At 46.6% G+C, this 22,989-nt stretch carries 25 protein-coding genes and 1 tRNA gene; 25 read left to right on the forward strand and 1 reads right to left on the reverse strand.

The features are described 5' to 3' along the window. The first annotated feature begins 27 nt into the window (after positions 1-27). The 18 genes from ACFQ1X_RS11720 (at position 28) to ACFQ1X_RS11805 (ending at position 15,490) form a co-directional block, all read left to right on the forward strand. A complete protein-coding gene (locus tag ACFQ1X_RS11720; protein WP_144841366.1) occupies positions 28-963 on the forward strand; it encodes a nucleoside recognition domain-containing protein in 936 nt (311 codons plus the stop codon). After that, positions 960-1,613 carry a pyrophosphatase PpaX gene (gene ppaX / locus ACFQ1X_RS11725; protein WP_144841368.1) on the forward strand — a complete coding sequence of 218 codons (654 nt, stop codon included), beginning with the start codon at positions 960-962 and terminating at the stop codon, positions 1,611-1,613. Before ACFQ1X_RS11720 ends, ppaX begins: the two co-directional genes overlap by 4 nt. Continuing rightward, complete coding sequence (locus ACFQ1X_RS11730) at positions 1,610-2,131, forward strand: acyltransferase (protein ID WP_144841370.1); 522 nt, start codon at positions 1,610-1,612, stop codon at positions 2,129-2,131. Before ppaX ends, ACFQ1X_RS11730 begins: the two co-directional genes overlap by 4 nt. Before the next feature lie 116 nt (positions 2,132-2,247). Further along, positions 2,248-3,411 carry an ATP phosphoribosyltransferase regulatory subunit gene (locus tag ACFQ1X_RS11735; RefSeq protein WP_144841372.1) on the forward strand — a complete coding sequence of 388 codons (1,164 nt, stop codon included), beginning with the start codon at positions 2,248-2,250 and terminating at the stop codon, positions 3,409-3,411. Beyond that, positions 3,404-4,018, forward strand: a complete 615-nt coding sequence (gene hisG / locus ACFQ1X_RS11740; protein ID WP_144841375.1) for an ATP phosphoribosyltransferase — start codon at positions 3,404-3,406, stop codon at positions 4,016-4,018. The genes ACFQ1X_RS11735 and hisG overlap by 8 nt, the downstream gene beginning before the upstream one ends. Before the next feature lie 8 nt (positions 4,019-4,026). After that, entirely contained in the window at positions 4,027-5,310 is a 1,284-nt protein-coding gene (hisD, locus tag ACFQ1X_RS11745; RefSeq protein WP_144841377.1) for a histidinol dehydrogenase, read from the forward strand. Further along, positions 5,307-5,894, forward strand: a complete 588-nt coding sequence (hisB, locus tag ACFQ1X_RS11750; protein WP_144841379.1) for an imidazoleglycerol-phosphate dehydratase HisB — start codon at positions 5,307-5,309, stop codon at positions 5,892-5,894. The genes hisD and hisB overlap by 4 nt, the downstream gene beginning before the upstream one ends. After that, positions 5,891-6,520, forward strand: a complete 630-nt coding sequence (gene hisH, locus ACFQ1X_RS11755; protein WP_144841381.1) for an imidazole glycerol phosphate synthase subunit HisH — start codon at positions 5,891-5,893, stop codon at positions 6,518-6,520. The genes hisB and hisH overlap by 4 nt, the downstream gene beginning before the upstream one ends. Beyond that, a complete protein-coding gene (hisA, locus tag ACFQ1X_RS11760) occupies positions 6,513-7,241 on the forward strand; it encodes a 1-(5-phosphoribosyl)-5-[(5-phosphoribosylamino)methylideneamino]imidazole-4-carboxamide isomerase (protein ID WP_144841383.1) in 729 nt (242 codons plus the stop codon). Before hisH ends, hisA begins: the two co-directional genes overlap by 8 nt. Next, positions 7,235-7,987 carry an imidazole glycerol phosphate synthase subunit HisF gene (gene hisF / locus ACFQ1X_RS11765; protein WP_144841385.1) on the forward strand — a complete coding sequence of 251 codons (753 nt, stop codon included), beginning with the start codon at positions 7,235-7,237 and terminating at the stop codon, positions 7,985-7,987. Before hisA ends, hisF begins: the two co-directional genes overlap by 7 nt. Next, entirely contained in the window at positions 7,984-8,610 is a 627-nt protein-coding gene (gene hisIE, locus ACFQ1X_RS11770) for a bifunctional phosphoribosyl-AMP cyclohydrolase/phosphoribosyl-ATP diphosphatase HisIE (RefSeq protein WP_144841386.1), read from the forward strand. Before hisF ends, hisIE begins: the two co-directional genes overlap by 4 nt. A gap of 80 nt (positions 8,611-8,690) precedes the next feature. Then, the gene (locus ACFQ1X_RS11775; protein ID WP_144841388.1) at positions 8,691-10,217 is read left to right on the forward strand and encodes a tetratricopeptide repeat protein; all 1,527 of its coding nucleotides are present in this window, start codon (positions 8,691-8,693) and stop codon (positions 10,215-10,217) included. Between the two features lie 68 nt (positions 10,218-10,285). Next, positions 10,286-11,239: a thioredoxin-disulfide reductase gene (gene trxB, locus ACFQ1X_RS11780; RefSeq protein WP_144841390.1), complete on the forward strand. Its 954-nt coding sequence runs from the start codon at positions 10,286-10,288 to the stop codon at positions 11,237-11,239. A gap of 605 nt (positions 11,240-11,844) precedes the next feature. Further along, the gene (locus ACFQ1X_RS11785) at positions 11,845-12,330 is read left to right on the forward strand and encodes an NUDIX domain-containing protein (RefSeq protein WP_144841392.1); all 486 of its coding nucleotides are present in this window, start codon (positions 11,845-11,847) and stop codon (positions 12,328-12,330) included. Continuing rightward, positions 12,323-13,204, forward strand: coding sequence for an RNase adapter RapZ (gene rapZ, locus ACFQ1X_RS11790; protein WP_144841394.1), 882 nt, complete (start codon positions 12,323-12,325; stop codon positions 13,202-13,204). Before ACFQ1X_RS11785 ends, rapZ begins: the two co-directional genes overlap by 8 nt. 4 nt (positions 13,205-13,208) lie before the next feature. Then, positions 13,209-14,204: a gluconeogenesis factor YvcK family protein gene (locus ACFQ1X_RS11795; RefSeq protein ID WP_144841396.1), complete on the forward strand. Its 996-nt coding sequence runs from the start codon at positions 13,209-13,211 to the stop codon at positions 14,202-14,204. Positions 14,205-14,226: 22 nt separating this feature from the next. Further along, on the forward strand, positions 14,227-15,177 hold the full coding sequence (gene whiA / locus ACFQ1X_RS11800) for a DNA-binding protein WhiA (protein ID WP_144841398.1): 951 nt from the start codon (positions 14,227-14,229) through the stop codon (positions 15,175-15,177). A 55-nt stretch (positions 15,178-15,232) separates the two neighbouring features. Then, positions 15,233-15,490, forward strand: a complete 258-nt coding sequence (locus ACFQ1X_RS11805; protein ID WP_144841400.1) for an HPr family phosphocarrier protein — start codon at positions 15,233-15,235, stop codon at positions 15,488-15,490. Positions 15,491-15,662: 172 nt separating this feature from the next. Here ACFQ1X_RS11805 and clpP read toward each other — a convergent pair whose 3' ends face one another. Then, positions 15,663-16,274 carry an ATP-dependent Clp endopeptidase proteolytic subunit ClpP gene (clpP, locus tag ACFQ1X_RS11810; protein ID WP_144841402.1) on the reverse strand — a complete coding sequence of 204 codons (612 nt, stop codon included), beginning with the start codon at positions 16,272-16,274 and terminating at the stop codon, positions 15,663-15,665. Between the two features lie 168 nt (positions 16,275-16,442). Between clpP and ACFQ1X_RS11815 the strand changes: the two genes are divergently transcribed. The 7 genes from ACFQ1X_RS11815 (at position 16,443) to gpmI (ending at position 22,983) form a co-directional block, all read left to right on the forward strand. After that, positions 16,443-16,514 (forward strand) — tRNA-Arg (locus ACFQ1X_RS11815). Between the two features lie 442 nt (positions 16,515-16,956). Next, complete coding sequence (locus tag ACFQ1X_RS11820) at positions 16,957-17,187, forward strand: glutaredoxin family protein (protein WP_144841404.1); 231 nt, start codon at positions 16,957-16,959, stop codon at positions 17,185-17,187. A 108-nt stretch (positions 17,188-17,295) separates the two neighbouring features. Then, positions 17,296-18,339, forward strand: coding sequence for a sugar-binding transcriptional regulator (locus ACFQ1X_RS11825; RefSeq protein WP_144841406.1), 1,044 nt, complete (start codon positions 17,296-17,298; stop codon positions 18,337-18,339). A 1-nt stretch (position 18,340) separates the two neighbouring features. Further along, the gene (gene gap / locus ACFQ1X_RS11830; RefSeq protein ID WP_144841408.1) at positions 18,341-19,348 is read left to right on the forward strand and encodes a type I glyceraldehyde-3-phosphate dehydrogenase; all 1,008 of its coding nucleotides are present in this window, start codon (positions 18,341-18,343) and stop codon (positions 19,346-19,348) included. Between the two features lie 111 nt (positions 19,349-19,459). Further along, a complete protein-coding gene (locus tag ACFQ1X_RS11835) occupies positions 19,460-20,647 on the forward strand; it encodes a phosphoglycerate kinase (RefSeq protein ID WP_144841410.1) in 1,188 nt (395 codons plus the stop codon). A gap of 49 nt (positions 20,648-20,696) precedes the next feature. Further along, positions 20,697-21,458 (forward strand): triose-phosphate isomerase, encoded by a 762-nt coding sequence (tpiA, locus tag ACFQ1X_RS11840; RefSeq protein ID WP_144841412.1) that lies wholly within the window; start codon positions 20,697-20,699, stop codon positions 21,456-21,458. Then, on the forward strand, positions 21,451-22,983 hold the full coding sequence (gene gpmI, locus ACFQ1X_RS11845) for a 2,3-bisphosphoglycerate-independent phosphoglycerate mutase (RefSeq protein ID WP_144841415.1): 1,533 nt from the start codon (positions 21,451-21,453) through the stop codon (positions 22,981-22,983). The genes tpiA and gpmI overlap by 8 nt, the downstream gene beginning before the upstream one ends. Positions 22,984-22,989 lie beyond the last annotated feature (6 nt).

Consider the following 22,989-nt stretch of genomic DNA (forward strand, 5'->3'; position numbering starts at 1 on the left):
TGCCAATCAGAAAGAAGAGATTAACGAATGTCTACATTGAAAAATGGCCTGAAGGCAGGCCTTCAAACAACTTGGTCTTTAGGAAAAATCATTTTCCCCATCACATTATTGGTGACAATGCTACAATACACGCCTGTTCTGCCTTTTATAATTGATCTGGTGGCGCCGATCATGGGCATATTTGGATTAAGCGGCGACGCAGCCATTCCTCTCGTGTTGGGAAATGCATTGAATTTATATGCCGGCATTGCCGGTATCCTGTCGCTTGAATTGACCGTCAAAGAAGTATTTATCCTGGCGGTTATGCTGTCATTTTCACATAATATGTTCATTGAAACCGGTGTTGCCCTGAAAGTTGGCGTAAAGTTATGGGTGGTGCTGGTTGTCCGTTTCGGACTTGCTGCACTTTCCGGCATCGTCATCAATCTGGCTTGGCCTGGCGGCAATGAAATCGCGCAATACGGATTTACTCCGGATGTGGCAGCCGCACCAGAAGGTTGGCTCGCTATTTTCCTGCTGGGATTGGAAAAGGCAGGGTTTGGCGTTCTGCAACTGGCGCTTATTGTCATTCCGTTGATGTTGGCCATTCAAATTTTAAAGGACACTAAATACTTGCACAAAATTTCCAATGGGATGGGGCCGTTGACCAGACTACTTGGCGTTCAGAAAAATGCTTCAGTGACATTGGCTTCCGGTTTGATTTTCGGGTTGGCAATGGGAGCGGGCGTCATGATCCAGGCAGTGCAGGAAGATGGCGTCAGCAAAAAAGATGCAACACTGGTCTTTATTTTTCTGGTCGCCTGCCATGCGATAGTGGAAGATACACTGATTTTTATTCCGCTTGGCATCCCAATATGGCCGCTGTTGGCGATACGCGTCGTTACCGCACTTGTGTTGACGATTTTCATTTCTTATTTATGGCGTAAATCCGAAGAAAACCGGAAGGAAGTGGTTTCCACATGACGAAAAAAATCACGACATTATTATTCGATTTTGATGGTACCTTATTAAATACGAATGAATTGATCATCCATACATTCTCAACCGTACTGGATCATCATTTTCCTAATAGTTATGGCAGAGAAGACATTATGAAGTTTATCGGGCCTTCATTAAAGCAGACGTTCGAAACTATCGCACCTTCAAGGACGGAAGAGCTGATCAAGGAATACCGTGAGCTGAATCTTGCCCTTCACGACGAGATGGTGTCTGTTTATGACGGTGTTGAAGAAACTCTCCATCTGCTGAAGGAGAGAGGAATGAAGATGGCAATCGTTTCCACAAAGAAGAGGGACACGATTCTTCACGGGCTCCGGCTTATGGGGGTATCCGAATTATTTGATACAGTCATCAGCCTTGATGAAGTCGAGAATCCGAAGCCAGACCCGGAACCGATCCTGAAAGCACTGAAGGAATTATCATCGGGTGCTGCGGAATCGTTGATGATCGGTGATAATTCACATGACATCGAAGGCGGCAAAAATGCGGGCGTACGGACGGCTGGGGTTGCCTGGTCAGCCAAGGGCGAAGAATTCATGGCGTCACTCAAGCCCGATTACATGCTGCAGCACATCAGCGATCTTCTCGAATTGGTAAATGAGGAAACGGCATGAGAAAGACGGAACGTCATTTTGTGACCGGTCCGAATTCACTTTGGGATATTTACAAGACGGTTCCTTTCTGGAAAGTTGCTAAAAATTTCGTTGTCATCCAAATGGCGCGTTACACACCGTTTCTGCCAATGAAAAATTGGCTGTATAAAAATTTCCTCGGTATGAAAATCGGAAAGCATTCTTCTTTTGCATTGATGGTTATGCCGGATGTCATGTTTCCCGAGCGTATTATTGTTGGGGAAAATTCGGTAATCGGCTATAATACCACGATTTTGGCACACGAATACCTGATCAACGAATACAGGCTCGGGGATGTGTTGATCGGTGACGGTGTCATGATCGGAGCGAACAGCACGATTTTGCCTGGCGTTACAATTGGCGATGGTGCAATCATTTCTGCTGCAACGCTTGTCCATAAGGATGTGCCGGCCGGCGCATTTGTCGGAGGCAATCCGATGCAGATGATTTATACAGCCGAACAAATGGCCGAACGCCAAGAGGAATCCCGTGAGCAATAGCTCTCGGGATTTTTTTCTTATTTTCTTGACCTTCTGCTGGGAAATGCGATAAAATAATAATTACTTTATTACATTAGCGAACTAAAGTAAAATATCCATAAATAGGAAGTGAATCCATGTTAATTCAAATGTTCGAAAAGCCGCTCGGCATGCGCGATGATTTTCCTTCTATTGTTAAAAGGAAATCAAAGCTCAGCGCAGCGGGTATACAAATAATGGAGCAGTTCGGTTATGAAATGCTGCAGACTCCAAGTTTGGAATATTACGAAACGATCGGTAAAATATCAGCAATTTCCGATAATCAGCTTTTCAAATTATTGGATAATCAGGGGCAGACGCTTGTGCTGCGACCGGATATGACTTCTCCGATAGCGCGTGTTGCCGCTTCAAAATTACTGAAAGAAAAAATGCCGGTCAGGCTCGGTTACTATTCAAATGTCTTCCGTGCCCAATTGAGAGAAGGTGGACGTCCCGCGGAATTTGAGCAGATGGGCGTCGAATTGATCGGGGATGAATCTCTTTATGCAGATGCGGAAGTCATTCTTCTCGCCACTGAAATCCTGCGCAAACTGCGCGTTGAGTCCGGCCGGATTGTCATTGGCCATACCCAACTGCTGCAGGAAGTGCTGCGCGGCTATGGACTCGAAGAAGCGGTGATTGAAAAATTACGCGCTGAGATGGTGGCGAAAAACAAAGTCGCTTATGAAAACTTGGTCGACGACCTCTCGATCTTGCCGGATGCCAAGACCTCGCTTCTTAAGGTCATGAACGCAACCCGTCTGGATGATTGGGAACCGCTGGTCGATGACAGCAATGACGTTCAACGGTCATTATTCAACGATATGGTCAAGCTGAAATCAATTCTCGACCGCAATGGCCTCGAGGAATTTGTCACTTATGATCTTTCATTCACCAGCCACATGACATATTACACTGGTATGGTTTTTGAAATTTACGGTGAAGGCAGCGGTTTTCCGCTGGGCAACGGAGGGCGCTATGATGGTTTGATGAGACAATTCGGATTGCATGTCGGAGCGACCGGCTTCGGACTCCGGGTTGATCGTCTGTTGGAAGCAATGCCGGTTGAAGTGGAACAATCACAGCAAACATTGATACTATTCAATGAAGAAAACGAGGAAAAAGCTCACGAAAAGGCGAAGAACTTGAGAGAGACCGGAGTAACGGTGACACTTCAATTCACTCCTGCGGTTAAAGCACAAACTGAATTCAGCTCGCTATTCAGCAAGGTGATTCGACTGGACGGTGAAGAGAATGGATAAACTGACGATTGCGATGCCTAAAGGCCGTATTTTTGAAGAAGCGTATGAACTATTGGTGCAGGCAGGGTTTGATTTGCCGGCGGAGTTGGATGATTCCCGGAAATTGATCGTGGAAGCACCAAATGAAGGATTCAGATTCATCTTGTCAAAACCGATGGATGTGCCGGTCTATGTTGAGCACGGGGTTGCGGATATCGGCATTGCCGGCAAGGATGTCATGCTGGAGCAGGAACGTGATATCCACGAATTATTGGATCTGAAAATCAGCAGCTGCTATATTGCCACTGCAGGATTGCCGGATACGGAAATGGATATGGTGACTCCAAGAATTGCCACAAAGTATCCGGAAATAGCTTCCCAGTTTTTCCGCAGCCGCGGGGAACAGGTGGAAATCATCGAACTTAACGGTTCCATTGAGCTTGCGCCGATGATCGGTCTGGCAGAGCGCATTGTGGATATTGTTTCAACAGGTAAAACTTTGAAGGAAAATGGCTTGGTTGAATACGATAAAATTGTAGACATCACTTCACGGCTAATTGCCAACCCGGTAAGCTATCGTTTAAAACAGCAACGGATTGACGAAATCGTGAAGCGTTTGAGAAAGTAGGCGAAAAAATGAAAATCACCCGATTGTCTAACGCCATTTCAATCAGGAGAACGGGCGGCAATTCAACTGAAGCGCAACTACAGGCAGTGAAAGATATTATCCGCACGGTCCGGGAAGATGGGGATGCGGCGCTGCTCCGGTTTTCGAAAAAATGGGATGGCGCAGAGCTTGCGAATTTGCGTGTCAGCCGCGAAGAAATCGAGGAAGCAGTAAAGCGTTTCGATCCTCAATTATTGAGCGATTTAACAGAAGCGGCTGATAATATACGGAAGTACCACGACAACCAAAAGCAGGAAAGCTATAAGATTACAGAGGAAAACGGCTCTTATGTCGGACAGCGTGTGACGGCCATTGAATCCGCCGGCTTATACGTGCCGGGTGGAACAGCAGCGTATCCGTCATCGGTGTTGATGAACGTCATTCCAGCACAGGCAGCCGGCGTTTCGCGCATTGTGCTGATTTCGCCGCCTGCTGCAGATGGGTCACTGTCTGATGGTGTTCTTGCAGCAGCGCATATTCTGGGCATCGAAGAAATTTACAAGTCGGGAGGAGCACAGGCGATTGCGGCACTGGCCTACGGTACGCAATCGATTGCGCCTGTCGATAAGATAACCGGTCCAGGCAATATCTTCGTGGCGCTGGCAAAAAGCGAAGTCAATGGAGACGTGGCAATCGATATGATCGCGGGACCGAGTGAAATCGCAATCATCGCAGACGCCAGTGCATATCCGGATGAAATTGCGGCGGATCTGCTGTCACAGGCAGAACATGATCCGATGGCGAGTTCGGTGCTGTTGACCGATAACGCGGAATTGGCGGAAGCCGTTTCATTTGAAGTGGAAAAGCAGTTGGCGGATTTGCCAAGACAGTCGATTGCCAGAGCTGCCATCGATGGGTTTGGTGAAATTTATCTCGGGAAAACGATGGAAGAGCTGATTGAAGCGGCCAACCAATTGGCGCCGGAGCATCTCGAAATCATGACGAAGGATGCAGTGGCAGATGCCGAAAAGATCAAACACGCCGGCGCCATCTTCATCGGCCGTTATTCGTCTGAACCGATCGGTGATTATTTTGCCGGCACCAACCACGTTCTTCCGACCAACAGCACAGCACGATTTTCGAGTGCGCTTTCGGTCTATGACTTTTTAAAAAGAACCAGCATTATTCATTACAGCGAACAGGCCTGGCAGGACAATAAAGAAAAAATTGCCCGATTGGCAAGGCTGGAAGGCCTGGAAGCACATGCGCGTGCTGTGGAGTCGAGGCAATGGGAAAAGGAGAGTCGAAAATGAGAAAAGCGGAATTGCAACGGAATACAAATGAAACTTGGATAGATGTATCATTCTCGCTTGATGGTGAAGGGACTGCGGTGATTGATACAGGAGTGCCGTTCATGGATCATATGCTCGATTTATTTATTAAGCATGGAATGTTCGATGCAAAAATCAAAGCGGAAGGCGATACGCACATTGATGACCACCATACGACTGAGGACATTGGAATCGTATTGGGGCAGGCGGTCAGAGAAGCGCTCGGCGATAAAAAAGGGATACGCCGTTACGGCAATGCTTTCGTGCCAATGGATGATGCTCTCGCACAAGTGGTCGTCGACTGTTCAAACAGGCCTCACCTGGAATTTCGGGGAGAAATTCCAACTGATAAAGTCGGAACTTTCGATACGGAACTGGTGTATGAATTTTTATGGAAATTTGCACTTGAATCCCGTATGAACGTCCATGTCATCATTCATTATGGAAAAAATACGCATCACATCATCGAAGCCGTTTTCAAAGCCTTGGCACGGGCGCTTGATGAAGCGACGATGATCGATCCGCGGGTCAAAGGTGTGCCGTCCACGAAGGGGCTGTTGACATGATTGTCGGCATTATCGATTACGGCATGGGCAATTTGTTCAGCGTCGAGCAGGCATTAAAAAAATTGGATTGCACGGTGATTCTGTCGGACGACGCTGAAACCCTGCTTGAAGCAGAGGCGATTCTTTTGCCGGGCGTCGGTGCTTTTCCGGATGCCATGGCACTTCTTGATTCCAAAGGGCTGTCGGGATTCATCCGCTCATTGCCGGATAAGGGGATCCCGTTAATGGGCATCTGCCTCGGCATGCAATTATTATATGAAGACAGTTCAGAAATAAGAATGACTGAAGGCCTCGGCTTATTGAAAGGAAAAATCCGCAGATTTGAAAGGGGCACTTACCGCATCCCGCATATGGGCTGGAACCGGCTGGAATTTACCCGGTTGCCTTATTGGCTGGAGGATCTGCAGAGCGATACCCATGTTTATTTTGTGCACTCATTTTATGTAACGGATGCAGATCCGGAAGAGGTTTTTGCAGGAGCGGAATACAGCAATGTAAAAGTTCCGGGCGTGGTCGGCAAAGGGCTGGTCACGGGTATGCAATTTCATCCGGAAAAATCAGGCGATTTTGGCCATTATTTATTGGAACAATGGATCGCGAATGTCAGGGGGAACTCAGGTGAGTAAATTTCAACTATATCCGGCGATTGACCTCAGAGACGGCAAATGTGTCAGGCTGTTCCAGGGAGATTATAATCAGGAAACGATTTACGGTGATTCGCCGGTGGAGATGGCGAAGAAATTCGCTGATGCGGGGGCAGAATGGCTTCATATGGTCGACCTGGACGGTGCTAAAGATGGGCACCGTGTAAATGAGGGAGTTGTGATCGATGCAGCCAGACTTGGTTTAAAGGTGCAGGTAGGCGGCGGCATCCGCACGCGTGGCGATATCGCCCATTACCTGGACAATGGTGTGTCACGAGTAATCATCGGCAGCCTTGCGATCCGTGAACCGGAAATTGTCGTCGGCTTCATCGAAGAATTCGGAGCGGAACGCATTGTCATCGGCATAGACGCGAAAGATGGAATGGCAGCGACGGAAGGATGGACGGAAACTTCTGTGCAGCCCGCCACTGAAGTGGCGAAATATTTTGTATCGAAAGGTGCTCGCCATTTCATCTACACGGATATCGCAACTGACGGAACTTTGGCTGGCCCGAATATCAAAGCCAACCAGCAATTGGTGAAAGAAGGAACTGCGGAAGTGATCGTCTCCGGCGGCATCGGGTCACTTGAAGACGTGAAGAACGTCAAAGCGGCGGCTGGCAGCAGTGCGATTGCCGGCGTGATCATCGGCAAAGCATTGTACGAAGAACGTTTCACATTGGAGGAGGCTTTATCATGCTGACGAAACGAATTATTCCGTGTCTGGACGTCAAAGAAGGGCGCGTCGTCAAAGGAATCAGCTTTGTTTCATTGAAAGATGCGGGCGACCCTGTGGAACTGGCGCGTTTCTACGACAAGCAAGGTGCAGATGAACTGACATTCCTCGATATTTCCGCCTCGCACGAAGGAAAAGAGACAATGGTCGAGGTGGTCAAAATTGTCGCCAGTGAATTGTCGATTCCTTTTACCGTCGGAGGAGGCATACGGACCCTCGAAGATATGAAGCGGATGCTGCGTGCCGGTGCAGACAAGGTTTCACTTAATACAGCAGCCCTTGACCGGCCGGAACTGATCAAAGAAGGTGCCGACTTTTTCGGTTCTCAATGCATCGTGGTTGCCATCGACGCCAAATGGAACGGCAACAGTTGGGATGTCTACACTCACGGCGGCCGCAATAAAACATCATGGGATGCAGTCGAGTGGGCAAAACGCAGCGTCGAACTGGGCGCAGGTGAATTGCTCCTGACAAGCATGGATAAAGACGGTTCCAAAGACGGCTTTGACCTGTCTCTCACAAAAGCGGTAAGAGATGCAGTCGAAGTTCCGGTCATTGCAAGCGGCGGCGCAGGCAGCAAGGAAGATTTCAAGGAAGTTTTCGAACAGGTGGATGCAGATGCTGCTCTTGCGGCATCGATTTTTCATTACAAAGAAACGAGTATTGCAGAAGTGAAGGATTATTTGCGAACCGAAGGAGTGAATGTAAGGTGAAAGAGTTAAAATACGATCAGGACGGGCTGGTGCCTGTCATTATTCAGGACAGTGAGTCAAAGCAGGTGCTGACGCTGGCTTACGCCAACGAAGAAGCGCTTCAGAAAACGATGGACAACGGAGAAACGTGGCTCTTTTCAAGAAGCCGCCAGGAATTATGGAATAAAGGTGCGACCAGCGGCAACACGCAGAAAGTTGTTTCTGTGCAGGTCGATTGTGATGGTGACTCGGTCATTTATGAAGTGATTCCCAACGGGCCGGCGTGCCACACAGGAGAACAATCCTGCTTCAGCGAAACAATTTATGGTGAACGGAACGAGTCGGCAGGAAATATGCTGGAAGAATTGAAATCATTGATCCAGAGCCGCCACAGTGAAATGCCGGAAGGCGCATACACCACTTATCTTTTTGAAGAAGGTGTGGATAAAATCTGTAAAAAGATCGGCGAAGAAGCGGCTGAAGTGATCATTGCCGCGAAGAACCGGGATGCACAGGAACTGTCGATGGAAACGGCCGATCTGTTCTATCATGTAATGGTGCTGTTGCAGGAACAGGGCGTCGATCTTGATCAGGTAATGGCGGTTCTGCAAGAGCGCCACCAGGCAAAAACTGCAGGTAAATGAGCTCCGGATATGCTATAATTAAAGGATATTAAAGTCAAGGGCGGCAACTGTCGATCCTTATACTTTTGCGGAGGCTAATTTTGGAGAATAAAAAGAAAAACAATTATGAGAATGTACTTTCATTCATTCCCACAGGTGAATATTATTACAAGAAAGCGCTGAAGGAATTGCAGCGTGAAAATTATCCGAAAGCCCATAAGTATCTGCAGCGAGCGACGGAATTGAGTCCGGAAGATCCGCTGATCATGATGCAATTCGGCATAGTGCTGATGGAAATGCAGGAATTTGAACAGGCAATGGACGTGCTGCGGAGAGCCAGAGAACTGGATCCCGAAGAGACGGACATCCTGTTTTTCCTTTCAGAAGTGCATGCACATATGGGCTTATTTCTTGATGCCCGAAAATACGCCCGGAAATACGTTGAAGCAGATGTTCAAGGCAAGTATGCGGAAGAGGCGATGGAAATCATCGATTTTGCAGAACAGGAAGACTGGCAGCTGCTGGACGATGAAGGCGAAGCGCAGGACAGTGAATATTTCTACCAGCAGGAAAAAGCACGCCGTTTAATGGAGCAGGGCAATTTCACCGATGCCATCAAAATGCTGGAAGACCTCATAGAAGATAAGCCTGACTTCTGGGGAGCCCACAACAATCTGGCTCTTGCGTATTTCTATATCGGGGAAACAGAGATGGCCAAAGCTTTGCTGCATGATGTGTTGAGACGCAATACTGGAAACCTTCATGCCCTATGTAATTTGGCGGTCTTCCATTATTACGAAAAAAATGATGAGCTGGAAGACATTTTGGCTTTGCTTAAGAAAATTCAGCCCTATGTGTTCGAGCACCGTTATAAATTGGGTGCGACTTTTGCGCTCGTCGGCAAGTACAAGGAAGCTTATCGCTGGCTGAGAAGTCTGCAGAAGCGCGGCTTTGATGGCGATCCTGCATTTTACTTCTGGCTGTCTCATGCGGCTTATCATTCAAATCATGAAGAAGTTGCCAAACAGGCCTGGAAGCAATTGACTGCGATGGACCCGGGCAAGGAAGGGTATGAGCCATGGCAGGAAGATATAACAATGCCGCATTCGGATGCGCTGGAGCATGATCGTGATTACCTCGTGGAGAAATTGGATCACCCCCATAGAAGTGAACGATTGTTCGGCGTGTTCCTGTTAAGCAAATCTTCACACAAACAGGAAATCATATCCCATCCAAAATGGTTGAAAAGTGAACAGCCAACTATAATAGAGACGTTTATGCTTGGCTATGCCCTCGGCCATCCTTTCAAAGAAACGGTTTCTGAGGAGCGGGCATTTCTGCGGGCGATGAAAGCGACAGAGATACTGTATGAAAAAGAAGGCATGGTCACCCAACAGGGATCCTATGCTTTTCAAATGTGGTTTATGCTGGTGGATAATGCATTCCAAAGAAACTATCCTTTCAAGAACCCGAATGCTTTGGCTGCTGCGGTCGATTATATGGTGAAATCATCCAGGGACAGCAGCATCACGAAAAAAGGAACTGCTGAGAAGTTTGGGATCACCCCTTCTACATTGACGAAATATATAAACGAATTAATCGAATTTCTTCCATTATTTGAATCATAAGCATAAAAGTTGATGGCTGACGTGGAATCTTATACGATTTAGCTATTGAATGTTAGGAGGACACGTACATGACAGAAGCTGATAAAATTTATGATGTAATAATAATAGGTGCAGGACCAGCAGGCATGACGGCAGCTGTGTATACCTCGCGTGCCAATTTATCCACATTGATGATTGAACGTGGAATTCCAGGCGGCCAAATGGCCAACACAGAAGAAATTGAGAACTACCCTGGGTTCGACCATATTCTTGGACCGGATCTTTCGACCAAAATGTTCGATCACGCCAAGAAATTTGGGGCTGAGTATGCTTACGGTGATGTAAAAGGAATCGTTGATGGCGATGAGTTTAAGACAATTACTGCTGGTTCAAAGGAATACAAAGCAAGAGCGGTTATCCTGACAACAGGTGCGGAATATAAAAAAATGGGCATACCGGGTGAAACAGAACTTGGTGGCCGCGGCGTCAGTTATTGTGCTGTTTGCGACGGAGCTTTCTTTAAACAGAAAAATCTGGTGGTAGTCGGCGGGGGAGATTCGGCAGTGGAAGAAGGCGTGTATTTGACGCGTTTCGCTGACAAAGTGACAATTGTCCACAGAAGAGATGAATTGCGTGCGCAAAAAATCCTTCAGGATCGTGCTTTTGCCAATGATAAAATCGACTTTATCTGGAGCCATACGGTGAAAGAAATCAAAGGCGAAAACGGCAAAGTTGCCGGGGTTACGCTCGTATCCACTGATGATGGCACTGAAACGGAAAAAGAGATCGATGGCGTATTCATCTATATTGGAATGTTGCCATTGACGAAGCCTTTTGCCAATTTGGGTATTTTGAATGACGAAGGCTACGTTGTGACAAATGAAAAGATGGAAACATCAGTTCCGGGAATCTACGCTGCAGGAGATCTTCGTGACAAGACATTGCGTCAGGTTGTCACTGCTACGGGCGACGGCAGCATTGCAGCTCAGGCAGCACAGCATTATATTGAGGAATTAGTTGAAAGAATCGGTCAAAACGTTTAATTTAATACTATCTTAATCTGTCTGTAATGCTTTTGACATGTATAAGAGGTATAGTAAGAATAGTAAATTGACCCCCTTTTTATAGAAGTTTTGAAAGGCTGTTTCCCGAATCATTCGGGAGACGGCCTCTTTTTTTTGTGTAAATATTAAAGGCTACATAAGTTAAACTAATTTTTTTTAATAACCGATATTCCGCAAAACAGCTTCGCTTGCCTGGGGGCTTGCTCTGAGCTAACTCGGTCTCGTTTCACTTCGCCCGAGTGGATCTCAGCACTTCGCTTGGTCCCCTGGGCGTCTTCGCTGTTTTGCTCCATATCTCAGCTACTCTCCCAGCGCCGGCGCGGCTCAAGAGTAGGCGAATGCCGACGGAGTAAAAGGTGAGTGGTCTTTTCGGCTTATTGCGGGAGCCAAGGTGTGCAATACGAAGATGACAACTCCTATGCGACGAGCTTGCGCAGGAGCATAATCTTTGCACTGTACATAGCGGCGAAGCGGTTTAGAAATATTAAATCTTTAGTTCAGCTTATATACATTTTCTTTTTTGCATGACACACCAGGATAGATGTATAATGAAAGAAGTTTAAAACAGATGCGGAGTGTCGAGTGTGCAGCGAATCGCGAATTTATTAGTTATTAAAAATGGTCATGTCCTATTATTGAAAAAACCCCGACGCGGTTGGTATGTTGCGCCCGGCGGTAAAATGGAATCCGGAGAATCGGTGTATGAAGCGGCAATCCGGGAATTTACGGAAGAGACGAATGCGGAGCCAATCGGCACCCACGTCAAAGGAATTTATACAATGATGATTGAAGATGATGGCAAGGCGGTCGATGAATGGATGCTTTTCACTTTTATCGCCACCGATCTTAAAGGAACCCCTTTTGTTGAAACCCCTGAAGGAGTCCTGGGATGGCATCCTGTTGAAAGTTTAGCAACTTTGCCGATGGCTGAAGGCGACCGGACCAATCTTTTGTTCGCCACAAGCCAGGCTGGGGTCCAATTTGGAACCTTCCATTATACATCGGAATTTAAGTTGCTGAAAGAGCAGATACAAATTTCAACAGAAGAGGTGAATCGCCAGCATGGATAATAAAGTAGAAGAAACTGAGTTGATCGTAATCACCGGAATGTCAGGTGCCGGAAAAACCGTAGCGATTCAAAGTTTTGAGGATCTCGGCTTTTTCACTATAGATAATTTACCCCCGGCGCTATTGCTGACATTTATCAAGTTGATGCGGGATTCAGGAAAATCGATGAAACGCGTTGCCGCAGTTATGGATTTGCGGGGAGGCGACTTTTTCGACAGCCTCGTTGATGCCATAGATAATTTATCAAAAGAGCCGAAAGTATCTGTCACCATCCTGTTTCTGGATGCAGACAATCAGACTTTGGTCAGCCGTTATAAGGAAACCAGGCGTTCACATCCTCTATCACCAGGGGGACTTGTACTCGGAGGCATAAAAAAAGAACGTGATATGCTGATCGACCTTCAGGGACGGGCAAAATATATTTACAACACGTCTCAAATGACCCCGCGTGAACTGAAAGAGAGAATCATCGCGGATTTTTCTACAAATACCAGTAATGTGTTTACTGTAAATGTCCTGTCATTCGGCTTTAAACATGGTATGCCGATCGATGCCGACCTGGTATTCGATGTACGGTTTTTGCCGAATCCCTATTATATAGAAGAACTCAAACCGCTTTCCGGTCTGGATGAACCTGTTTCAAGCTATGTGCTCCAATGGAATGAAACCCAGATGCTTATTGAAAAGTTGACGGATCTTCTGCAATTCATGATTCCCCGTTACAAGAACGAAGGCAAAGCGCAATTGGTCATCGCCTTCGGCTGTACAGGCGGCCAGCATCGTTCAGTCACCTTAGCTGAGTATTATGGCAAGTTATTTGCTGAAAAAAACAAAACCATCATTACTCATCGCGACGTCAAAACGAGAAAGGGCTGAGTGAATGGAAAATAAAGGCCAACGAAAAAAACTCGTTATAATTGGAGGCGGAACGGGACTGTCCACCCTACTGCGGGGACTGAAAAAGCTTCCATTGGATCTGACTGCCATTGTCACAGTGGCAGATGATGGAGGCAGTTCCGGCCGACTGCGCAATGATCTGAATATCCCACCGCCAGGCGATATACGGAATGTTATGGCAGCGTTATCCGATGCAGAACCATTGGTTGAAGAAATGTTCCAATACCGCTTCAGCAAATCAATTGACCTGGGCGGACATTCTCTCGGCAATTTAATGCTGGCGGCTTTGACGGATCTGACAGGTGATTTTTCACATGCAGTCCGGGAGATGAGCCGTGTTTTGAATGTCAACGGCACAGTCATTCCGGCCGCCAATCAAATAGTCACATTGAAGGCAGAATTTGAAGATGGAACCATCGTCAGTGGAGAATCAAAGATCCCGCAATATTTGCAACCCATCAAACGGGTATTCATTGAGCCCATCGATGTCAAAACCTTGCCGGATACTGTTACAGCCATCCGCCAGGCAGATATCATCGTAATCGGACCGGGTTCACTTTATACCAGCATCCTGCCCAATTTATTGGTGAAAGATATCAAAAAGGAATTATTGGCAGCCAAAGCGAAAAAGATTTATATCTGCAATCTGATGACTCAAGCCGGAGAAACCTACATGTATTCGGCTTCCGACCATATAAAAGCGTTATACGACCATGTAGGCCAGCCTTTCCTTGACGCAGTACTGCTTGATAAAGCGGAAATGCCGCCGACGGTTGTCGAACTTTACAAGCAGGAGAAGGCTTGGCCGGTAGCATATGATGCAGAAAAGCTTGCAGAATTAGGCTTGGACATCCACCGCGAAGATATCGCAAGTATATTTGAAAATGCTGTTCGCCACGAGCCAAAAAAAGTGGCGGAATGGCTCTTTCAATATGCCGGCGGCGAATTGAAAGATGACACGAAGCTTCGGTATTTCTGAATGCTTGAAAGGGGGAATAAAATTGTCTTTCGCTTCGGAAACAAAAAAGGAAATGACACAGGTAGAAGTGGATGAATGCTGCGGCAAAGCAGAATTGTCCGCTTTAATCCGGATGAATGGGACCTTATCATTTTCAAGCAGGCAATTGAGCGTCGATATACAAACAGAGAACGCCGCCATTGCCCGCCGAATCTATACGCTTTTAAAGCGCTTTTATCCGCCTTATCCGATCGAGTTGCTCGTTCGAAAAAAGATGCGGTTGAAAAAGAATAATATCTACATTTGCAGATTGAGGGACGGTTCCAAGCATGTATTGGAGGATTTGATGATCATCACGGAAGGTTTCCAGTTCCAGCAGGAAATCGTCAAATCACTGATTGAAAAAACGTGCTGTAAACGCGCGTATCTTCGCGGGGCGTTCCTGGCTGGAGGATCCGTCAATAACCCGGAAACTTCATCGTATCACCTCGAAGTTTATTCTTCAGACCGTGATCACGCGGATTCACTGACTGAACTCATGAACCATTTTCATCTGAACAGTAAAACAATCGAGCGTAAAAAAGGCTTTGTCACTTATTTGAAAGAGGCGGAAAAAATTTCCGACTTTCTGAGCATCGCCGGCGCGCATTCTGCATTATTGAAATTCGAAGATGTGCGGATCATCCGGGATATGCGGAATTCAGTAAACCGGCTCGTCAATTGCGAAACCGCCAATCTCAATAAAACGATTGATGCGGCGCTGCGGCAAGTGGAAAATATCCGCTTTATCGATTCCGTTATAGGAGTGGAACAGCTGCCGGATCGCCTGCGTGAAATTGCCAGGCTGCGCGTCGAGTTTCAGGATGTTACACTGAAGGAGCTCGGTGAAATGGTGTCAACTGGAAAAGTCAGCAAATCCGGGGTCAATCACCGCCTTCGGAAGATTGACGAAATCGCTGAATCATTAAGAAAAGGCGAAACGATCGGCGGTTAAAAGCCGCGGTTCTTTCATATATATTAGTCTAGTCAATTTTCTGAGGAGGATATGCATGGTTGAAAAACAAGTGAATGTTCAATTGAAATCAGGCTTACAAGCAAGGCAAGCCGCTTTATTCGTACAAGAAGCAAACAGATATAATTCGGATGTCTACCTCGAAAAAGAGGAAAAGAAAGTCAATGCGAAAAGCATTATGGGCATCATGAGCCTGGCCATCGGAAAAGGCACATCAGTTATCATTTCAGCAGACGGATCCGACGAGGACTCCGCTGTCGAAGCCTTATCAGCATTGATCGAAAAAGAAGCATAAGAAAACCCCGCAGCTCAAATGAGCTGCGGGGTTATTTTTTGATTCTACTGTCCAGACTTCAGCGGCCCAGCTCTTCGGGTCATAAGTCACTCTGGCTGTGCGGCTGGAAAGATGCCGCTTCGCCAGATCGCCTTATGCCCGTCAGAGCTGAACGGGCGCTTTCGCTTTTCTCTTAGATATCTTCCTTCTCATGTTGCGGCAATTTGCTGCGCGTGATGATCTGGTCGATCAAGCCGTATTCCAATGCACGTTCCGCTGTCATAAAGTTGTCGCGGTCTGTATCTTTCGAAACGACCTCGAGCGTCTGTCCTGTGCGATCAGCTAAAATCTGGTTTAATTTCTCACGCAAGAACAAGATCCGTTTCGCGGCAATCTCAATTTCAGTAGCCTGGCCCTGTGCACCGCCAAGTGGCTGGTGAATCATGACTTCAGCGTTCGGAAGCGCGTAACGTTTGCCTTTTGTGCCGGCTGCCAACAGGAATGCTCCCATTGAAGCGGCCATACCGATGCAGATTGTCTGAACATCCGGACGGATGAATTGCATCGTATCGTAAATTGCCATACCGGCTGTGATGCTGCCGCCTGGGCTGTTAATATAGATGGAAATATCTTTTTCAGGATCTTCCGCTTCGAGGAATAGAAGCTGTGCAACGATGGAGTTTGCCACGTTATCGTCGATACCGCTTCCAAGCATGATGACACGGTCTTTCAAAAGACGCGAGTAAATATCATAGGCACGCTCGCCTCGGCTCGTCTGTTCAATTACTGTTGGAATTAAATTCATAGAAAATCCTCCTTGTGTAAGTGATAAGATTCCATACTGAAATACGTTTCAGCTGTAATAATATCATACACATCATGGTCAATGAAGGTCAAATCTAACGAATTAAAAAAATCAACTTGATATGCGCCGCCATTTTTTGTATACTTGTAAAGTCGCTAAGATAGAAACGCCCTCGTAGTGTAATGGATAACACCCAAGATTCCGATTCTTGTAATGGGGGTTCGATCCCCTCCGAGGGCATATGCCACCAACCCGCTTTGCCATTTCATGGCGGAGCGGGTTTTTTATTACAATTTGATTTATAGATTAGGACAATCGATATTCCGCAAAACAGCTTCGAAGACATTAGCCGATGCTTGCGAGGCTAAGTCTTTGCGACGAAGCAGCGCAGCGATGCAGGAGCACGGTTTTTACGGCTTGATAAATTAGTGTACCAATCGAGTGGATCTCGCACTTCGTCGAAACGACGTTGGAAAGCCAACGCCGCTTCTGCTCCCCTGGGCGTCTTCGCTGTTTTGCTCCATATCTAGGTTATTCTCTCAGCGCCGGCGCGCCTCAGGATGGAGCGGAGCAATAAGACGAGTGGTCTTCTCGGCTTATTGCGGGAGCTTAGTCCAAAGCGCCGAAGCGAAATATCAAATACTACAAACTATATGTAAAACAATAAGAAAGAAGGCTACCCATGCTGACACTTTACACACGACCGAATTGCCCGTTATGCGAAGAAGCAAAATTGATGCTGAATCTTGTGCAGGAGGATTTTCCGGTGGAGTATACAGAAGTTAATATAGAAGAAGACCATATCATCCATGAGAAATACATGCTGATGATTCCTGTCCTGGAGCAGGAAGGCAGGGTCCTGTTATATGGCAATATCGGTTATGCCGATCTTTTGGAAGCGTTGAAATTCTAACGCTTCTTTTTTATTGCATTACTCTTAATTATTAGGTAGAATGAATTTAGTGGGACAGAAAAATAACTAGTGGGATAAATTTTGCCCAGCTGGAAACGGAGTGAATTTATGGATGCATTATCTTCAGCGCAGAATAAGCTGCTGCCGGAAATGTCCGAACTCCTGAAAAAACGTTACCAGATCCTGCAGGCAATCAACCAGGAACAACCGGTCGGCCGGAGGACATTAAGTGAACACTCCGGGATGACAGAACGCGATATTCGAAAAGAAACAGATCTTTTACGCAAGCAGCAATTGATTGAGATGAAAACTGCCGGCATGGTGATTACCAAGCAGGGGGAAGAAGTACTCAATTCATTAAAATCCTTCATGCACAAATTGACAGGGATTGCCGATCTTGCAGATTGCTTGAAACAACAATTGGGAATTTTGGATGTGGTGTTGGTTCCTCTCGATTCGGATAAAGCGATCTCCGTGAAAAACCAGATTGGAAAAGAGGCTGCACGGCTTCTTGAGCAGCACTTTGCTGCTCAGCCAAATGTCGCAGTGACCGGGGGCAGTACAATGGCTGCAATTGCCAAAGAACTGAAGGGTGAAAAAACCTACCCGGCATTGAGATTCATTGCAGCGCGTGGTGGTCTTGGAGAAGATGTTTTGCACCAGGCGAATACCATTGCCTCAGCTTTTGCAGGAAAAACCGGTGGATCATTCAAGACGCTTTATCTGCCGGACCATTTAAGTGAAGAAGCCTATACCATGATGATGAAAGAGCCGCTCATCAGGGAAATGATGGATTTATATGAACAAACCGATTTGGTGGTCCATGGCATCGGCAACGCACAAGAGATGGCGGTACGGCGCCAATCGACTGCCGAGGAAGTCGAAAAGATCACTGAAGGCGGCGCTGTCAGTGAAGCATTCGGATACTATTTTGACGCAGAGGGCAATGTTGTTTACCGCATCCGTTCAGCGGGAATTCAGTTGGAGCAAGTGCAAAAAGCCCCGGCCATTATAGCAGTTGCCGGTGGACGTTCGAAGGCGATGGCAATTCTTTCTTATTTCAAAAATGCACCCAAGCACACAGTGCTGGTCACTGATGAAGGTGCAGCAAGAGAAATACTGGAACTTACAGAAAACTTAGGAGGAAATTAATATGACTTTAAAATTAGCGATTAACGGCTTTGGCCGTATTGGACGTATTGTGTACCGTGAATCATTGACAAACCCGGAAGTGGAAGTAGTGGCAGTAAACGATTTGACGGATGCGGCTATGCTTGCGCATCTATTGAAATATGATTCAATCCATGGAATTTTGGATGCTGACGTTTCATCTGAAGGCGACAATATTGTTGTAAACGGCAAATCAATCCGTGTATTTTCTGAAAAAGACCCCTCAAACCTTCCTTGGGGAGACCTTGGTGTTGATATCGTAGTCGAATCTACCGGTTTATTCACAGATACTCCTTCTGCTTCAAAACACATCGAAGCAGGCGCGAAAAAAGTCATCGTATCGGCTCCAGGTAAAAACGGAATGAAAACACTTGTAATGGGTGTTAACCATGATACGTATAACCCGGAAGAGCATGATGTCGTTTCCAACGCATCTTGTACGACGAACGGACTTGCAGGAATTTCGAAAGTATTGAATGACAAATTCGGCATCAAACATGCAATGATGACGACGATCCATTCTTATACCAACGACCAGATTCTTTTGGATTCACCTCATAAAGATTACCGCCGTGCACGTGCAGCTGCGGAATCAATGATTCCTACAACTACAGGAGCTGCAAAAGCAGTAACAAAAGTGTTGCCTGAACTCGAAGGCAGACTTGACGGAATGGCAATCCGCGTTCCGACATCGAATGTTTCTCTTATTGACTTAGTTGCTGAATTGGAAACAGAAACAACGGTTGAAGAAGTGAATGCTGCGCTGAAAGCAGCATCTGAAAACGAATTGAAAGGCTCTCTGGAATACAGCGACCTTCCATTAGTTTCAAAAGATTATAACGGCAACACAGCATCTTCAACTGTCGATGGATTGTCCACAATGGCACTTGGAGGAAACATGGTTAAAGTACTCGCTTGGTATGATAACGAATCAGGTTACTCAGGCCGTTGCATCGACTTGGCTTTGCATATGCACAGCAAAGGGCTTTAATCCCAAAATCATAGCTTAATTACCGGTGAACCTCTATAATAAAAGAGGGTATAAGGGGTGGGGAATTTACCCCACTCCTTATTTTTTTGAATACAAATAGGAGGTATTTTCATGCTGCAGAAAATGACCATGAAAGATTTGGATTTGAAAGGAAAGCGCGTATTTTGCCGAGTCGATTTCAACGTACCGATGAAGGATGGGGCAGTGACGGATGATACACGGATCCGTGCAGCTGTTCCGACTATTGAGTATTTGATCGACAATGGGGCAAAAGTGATATTGGCGAGCCATTTGGGGCGCCCAAAAGGTGAGGTCAATGAAGAAATGAGGCTTGCTGCGGCAGGAGCCCGTTTAAGCGAATTGCTACATAAAGAAGTGAAAAGCCTCCAGGAATCAGTCGGCGAAACGGTGGAAAATGAAATTGCCGGCTTGCACGAAGGTGGCGTTTTGCTTCTTGAAAACGTCCGATTCCATGCCGGTGAAGAAAAAAATGATGAAGAACTGGCTAAATCGTTCGCTGGACTTGCAGACGTCTTCGTCAATGACGCTTTTGGAGCGGCGCACCGCGCACATGCTTCTACTGCAGGCATTGCGAAACATCTGCCAGCTGTTTCCGGACTGCTTCTCGAGAAAGAGCTGGATGTTCTAGGAAAAGCATTGTCCCAACCAGAACGTCCATTTACCGCTATCATCGGCGGGGCGAAAGTCAAAGATAAAATCGGCGTCATCGACCACTTGCTGGATAAAGTCGACAATTTATTAATCGGCGGGGGTTTGTCCTATACATTCCTTAAAGCACAGGGTCATGAAATAGGCAACTCTCTCGTAGAGGAAGATAAATTGGAACTGGCAAGAACGTTCCTTAAAAAAGCGGAAGAAAAAGGCGTAAAATTTTATCTGCCAGTCGATGCAACGGTTGCCAGTGAGTTTTCAAAAGACGCAGAAACAAAACATGTGAAAATCGAAGAAATTCCAGCTGATTGGATGGGGCTGGACATCGGACCTGAAACGGCGGATTTGTATCGGGACGTCATCAAAAATTCAAAACTGATCATCTGGAACGGACCAATGGGTGTCTTCGAAATGGAGCCATTTGCAAATGGTACGCGCTCAGTCGCACAGTCTATGGCAGAAACTGAAGGCTATACGGTCATCGGTGGAGGAGATTCAGCTGCGGCAGTGGAAAAATTCGAGGTCGCGGACAAAATGGATCATATTTCAACAGGCGGCGGAGCATCGCTGGAATTCATGGAAGGCAAGGAATTGCCTGGAGTCAGTTCGTTAACCGATAAAAAATGACAGAGTTATGAATAAGACCTTACAACACCATCAGAAAGGGAGTGTCTTTTTGAGAAAACCAATCATTGCAGGAAACTGGAAAATGTACAAAAACGCTGCGGAGGCAACAGCTTTTGCGGAAGAAGTGAAAGCATCCTTACCGGCTGCTGAAAAAGTGGATGCAGTTATCTGTGCACCAGCTTTATTTCTTCAAAGCCTGGTGGCGTCTGCTGCTGATACCGATTTGAAAATTGGTGCTCAGACTATGCACGAAGAGCAAGAAGGGGCGTTTACGGGTGAAGTCAGCCCGACGCAGTTAAAAGACAGTGGCGTGGAATATGTCATCATCGGCCATTCCGAACGCCGCCAGTATTTCAACGAAACGGATGAATCATCGAACAAAAAAGTTCTGGCCGCATTTGAACATGGTCTGTTACCTATTCTTTGTGTCGGTGAATCTCTCGAACAACGTGAAAGTGGAGAAACAGGAGCTGTCGTCGAAGCACAAGTTGAAAAAGGCACAGCACAATTATCAGCTGCACAGGCGGCTGACCTTGTAATCGCCTACGAGCCAATCTGGGCTATTGGTACAGGGAAGACTGCTACGGCTGAAGATGCCAATGAAGTGTGCGGCATAATCCGCAAAAAAATCGCGTCTTTATTTAATGAAGAAACAGCCGAAGCAATCCGGATTCAATACGGCGGCAGCGTCAAACCGGCGAATATTGAAGAACTTATGAGCATGGAGCATATTGATGGTGCTTTGGTTGGAGGAGCAAGTCTCGAAGCTGAGTCGTTCCTCAAATTATTGGAGGCTGGTGCAAATGCATAATACAGAACATCCGGTGGCTTTGATCATTCTGGACGGCTTCGGCTGTCGCAAGGAAACCTATGGCAATGCGGTTGCCCAGGCAAAAAAACCGGTTTTTGATAAGTTATGGAACAGCTATCCCCACGAATTATTGACAGCTTCAGGCGAAGCTGTTGGGCTGCCAGATGGCCAAATGGGGAATTCGGAAGTGGGTCATTTGAATATCGGTGCGGGACGGATTGTCTATCAAAACCTGACGCGTATCAATAAAGCCATTCGGGAAGGGGATTTTTTCCAAAATACCGCTTTCCTTGAAGCTATTGCGAAAGCAAAAGCAAATGATTCAGCTCTGCATTTAATGGGCTTATTATCTGACGGTGGGGTACACAGCCATTATGAGCATCTTTTTGCCTTATTGGAATTGGCGAAACAGCAGGGGCTGGAAAAAGTTTATGTCCACGGCTTTTTGGACGGCCGGGACGTCGGGCCTCAATCGGCTTTACAGTATATCGAGAAAACCGAAGAACGGATGGCAGAAATTGGCGTCGGTAAATTCGCTTCGATCAGTGGCCGCTATTATGCAATGGACCGGGATAAACGCTGGGATCGTGCAGAAAGTGCGTATCGCGTATTAGTGGATGGCATAGGATTGATGGCCTCCACTGCAAGCGAAGGCGTCGTGCATTCTTATGATCAAGGCGTAATGGATGAATTCGTGGTGCCATTTTATATAGAAGAAAATGGAGAGCCGGTTGCTACGATCAAGTCTGAAGACTCCCTCATCTTTTTCAATTTCCGGCCGGACCGGGCGATTCAGCTGACTTCCGCTTTATTGACAAGTGGTTTTGAAAGTTTTTCATTGAGCCCTAATCATCCGCTGAATCTCACATTTGTGTCATTCACCTCATATAGTGATGTGCTTCCTACCCGAATTGCTTTCGAAACACTCAATCTCGAAAATACGGTCGGAGAAGTAATATCAGCAAATGGCCTGACCCAATTGCGTATTGCGGAAACTGAAAAATATCCGCATGTCACTTTCTTTATGAGTGGCGGAAGAGAGAAGGTTTTCCCGGGAGAAGAACGGATTTTGGTCGATTCCCCGAAAGTGGCGACTTATGACCTTCAACCGGAAATGAGTGCTTATGAAGTCACGGATAGGTTGGTTGAACAAATTGAGGCGGAAGCACATGATGCAATTATCCTTAACTTCGCCAATCCGGATATGGTAGGGCACAGCGGATTGCTCGAGCCGACCATCAAGGCGATCGAAGTTGTGGATGAGTGCCTGGGTAGAATAGTTGACGCCTTGCATGCAAAAGGCGGAACAGCTATCATAACAGCCGATCATGGAAACTCGGACGAAGTATTGACAACCGAAGGTTTGCCTATGACTGCACATACTACAAACAAGGTACCGGTCATCATTACAAAACCAGGAATGGAAGTGCGTCCGGATGGCATTCTTGCTGATCTGGCACCAACCATCCTGAAATTATTGAACATCGAACAACCGGTCGAAATGACCGGCAAACCATTAATCTAAAGGGAG

The organism is Metaplanococcus flavidus, from assembly GCF_042675885.1.
In the GTDB taxonomy this organism is placed as follows: domain Bacteria; phylum Bacillota; class Bacilli; order Bacillales_A; family Planococcaceae; genus Planococcus; species Planococcus flavidus.